The following is a 3,036-nucleotide window of genomic DNA, read 5'->3' as shown; positions in this document are numbered from 1 at the left end:
CGTCAATTATCTTGGCCGGTTGTGTGGTTCGAGTTACGCTTACTGCGAAACAGCAATTAAATTGGAGTTGCCCCCTTTTATATTTTAACTTGAGTTATAAGGTAACTTTAATGCTTAATTAGAAAAATCATCACATAAAATGGCAGAGTCTTTTACACCGTGCTTTTTCAGCATTGATATGGTTTCTAACATCATCTGTTTGGGGCCACACAAATAAAACTGGATCTGATTTAAATCTCCCAGAGTGTCTATTGAATTATCGATTACCTGCTGGACATAACCATTTGCACCATCCCAATTTGTGTCGGGCTTAGATAATACAGGCGTAAAGTGAAAATTTTGATATTCAAAGGCCAATCTTTCGAATAACTCACGATAAATTAAATCAACTTTATGACGAGCCCCAAAGTAAAAGTGAATATTTTCCTGGCATTTAAGTTTTTCTAATTGCTCCATTATTATTGATTTGAGAGGGGCTATTCCCGAACCCGCTCCAATCATTACCATTGTTCTTGCGGTGTCGATATGTGAATTACTTACATAAAATTTTTCGAACGGTCCAATCGCTTCGATACTTTCGCCAGGCAGCATATTGCAGATGTAATTTGAGCCAAAACCAGGCAGTAAATTTGCTCTAGGTGCCGGCTGCATCTTGATTAAAAAAGTTAATTCATTTGTATGCGAATCATAATTTGCCAAAGAATAGCAACGGTTAATCGCAGTGTGATTATAATTAAGCCTTTTAATGTGTTCCCAATATGTTTGAAATTCATCAGGAATAATCGACGGCACTGAACTACCATGCGCAGCAGGAATATTAAACTGCATATAGGCGCCGGCTCTAAATTTTAGTGGATTTTCACTGTTAACTTTAAAACGTAGCTCTTTTATAAAAGGGCTCAGAAATATTGAATGTGTCAATATTAAGTTATGTTTCTCCGCTTTATGAGCCAATAATTCAACTTCTTTGACTTCATTGCTGTGATGTTGACAGGCGAGCCGGTGTCCCGCATCAATTTCGGTCTGAGACAATAATACGCGCTCTGCAGAATTAGGTGTTAGGGCTGGATTTAACTTAACCTTACACTGTCCACATGTGCCTCCACCTCCACAAGTAGATGGAATAAGAATGTCATGGGCATTTAAACCTTCCATTAAATTTTGATGACTAGAAATCTTTAAATTACCAACAGGTTCACTCATTTGTTTTTTAATAAATACAGGGTGTTTTTTGGCTAAAAAGCTCAGTCTGTAGTTGCCTCCAAACGCCAATTGAATGGTCCAAATAAAGCCAGATAGACAAAGCCATAAAGTTATAAATGCGAACAAGATAATGTGCCAACTATTGAAGCCGCCAACGCCGTTATAATCCATAAAATGCAGCATATAGAAGAAGTCAGCAAAACGTTTGTCGTCATCACTATGAGAGATTAATTCTCCAGTACGAGCATCAACATACACACTTGTATTGACCTTATCGGCGAAGTTAACTTGCCAGACTTGGTTTTTCTCTCTTGGCAAGTCGTCTATTGGGGGAGTCAACTTTGTTGCTGATAGGAGTTCACCTGGACCATTATATGAGCGAGAGGCGATATGGCTAGCTAACTCGGCATCAATTAATTTTGGTTGGCCTGTATAAGCATCGATAAGAGTATAATCACTTTCAAAATGCCGCCTCAATCCTTTGTGGTGAGTTAACAAGTAGTATGGCTTATCTTGCAAAGATATAAGCTTAATTGATTGAGTGGGGCGTGGGACCGGGCTGCTACTGGTACGCACATTATCTAAAATGTCCTGTGGATATAAAAGTTTAGATTGATTAGATTGATAGGTTGTAAGAGGACTTGCCACAGGCGATATTTTATTTTGATATTGGTCGCCACGAACTTTACTCACGTCCATAATATTAAAATAAAAACCACTCAGTAACCAAATTAGTAACTGTATCCCGACTAATACGGAGGTCCATTTATGTATTGATTTGATAAACTGCATACTCACGCCTCCTTTGCTTTACGCAGTACAGTGTAATAACTTAATCCTAATCCCAATAAACAGGCGCCAATACTGAATAGGGTTAGCCAGAAAAGCAGCCAGTTATCGCGTTCACGATTATTGTAATCCGCTAAGTGGAATCGAAACATCCAGTCGAATATTCGCCAAAAGTTATGACGATAACGAACTAATTTTCCGGATTCTGCAGAGATATAGATTGATGGGCTGCTAAAGGCATCATAATCAATACGATATGCCGGTAAAAACTTTTCATTTAAACCATATGGTGGATTTTCAGTAATTAAATTAATTTCTTTTACAGCTGATGTACCACTGTAATAATAATTAGAGATTTCTATGGCCCGCTTTTTATCAAATGGTGCCAAGCGTTCACCAGTTCGCGCACTAAGTAATAACTCTTGACCATCGTTAGACACATGATAGACGGTTTGTTCAGCTAAGGTCGCTAGTTCAATTTCGGTTGCGTTTGGGTAGTCAACCAATATGTCAGTTAAGCTATATTTTACATCTTGAGAATTGATGTTTGGTTGATGGTCTGCGATCAAGTTGTTGCCATGGATATAGTTTAGGTCGATAACTACCATATAAGCGCCAGTGACCGACCATATGACAAACTGAATACCTAAAAACAGCATCATCCATTTATGATACTTGCGGATCTTATTTACAAACTTCATCGACTCTAACCTTCAACTCTAATGTCTTAAATAGGAGATGCCCTATCACTTTTTACGCTCCGTTTGAGCGTCTGTAGTCAGTACGACGGCATTATTGAATTTTTATCCTGAATTATTCAAATATTGGATCTCTTTTTTGACTCAATTAAACATCTTTTATATGTCTTTTTGAAAAAAAAGAATAAATTACAGACACTTAGACTGTTTGAGGTTGACTGTGAATGGCTGCTTTTTTTACCTTGCAGAGCTGAAAGTGGCAGTCAAACTGGCTTTTTAAACCCAGATTGTAAAGCGTGGGAATTGTTATTCTTTCTGGAATTAAGATATATTGTTTGGCGTTTAA

The 3,036-nt window shown here is 37.7% G+C and carries 2 protein-coding genes; both read right to left on the bottom strand.

The annotated features are described in order from the left end of the window. Window positions 1-114: 114 nt before the first annotated feature. On the bottom strand, window positions 115-1,995 hold the full coding sequence (locus WA381_RS20825) for a PepSY domain-containing protein (RefSeq protein ID WP_156086150.1): 1,881 nt from the start codon (window positions 1,993-1,995) through the stop codon (window positions 115-117). Window positions 1,996-1,997: 2 nt separating this feature from the next. Next, window positions 1,998-2,693, bottom strand: a complete 696-nt coding sequence (locus WA381_RS20820; RefSeq protein WP_156086149.1) for a PepSY domain-containing protein — start codon at window positions 2,691-2,693, stop codon at window positions 1,998-2,000. Window positions 2,694-3,036 lie beyond the last annotated feature (343 nt).

Origin of the sequence: Alteromonas sp. CH_MED4-4, assembly GCF_037029575.1 — a bacterium.
Taxonomy (GTDB): Bacteria; Pseudomonadota; Gammaproteobacteria; order Enterobacterales; family Alteromonadaceae; genus Alteromonas; species Alteromonas macleodii.
This window is presented reverse-complemented; position numbering and strand designations above follow the sequence as displayed.

What these genes read in the sequence shown, in the direction of transcription:
- WA381_RS20820 (WP_156086149.1), bottom strand. Translation starts at nt 2,693, where the DNA reads ATGAAGTTTGTAAATAAGATCCGCAAGTATCATAAATGGATGATGCTG.
- WA381_RS20825 (WP_156086150.1), bottom strand. Translation starts at nt 1,995, where the DNA reads ATGCAGTTTATCAAATCAATACATAAATGGACCTCCGTATTAGTCGGG.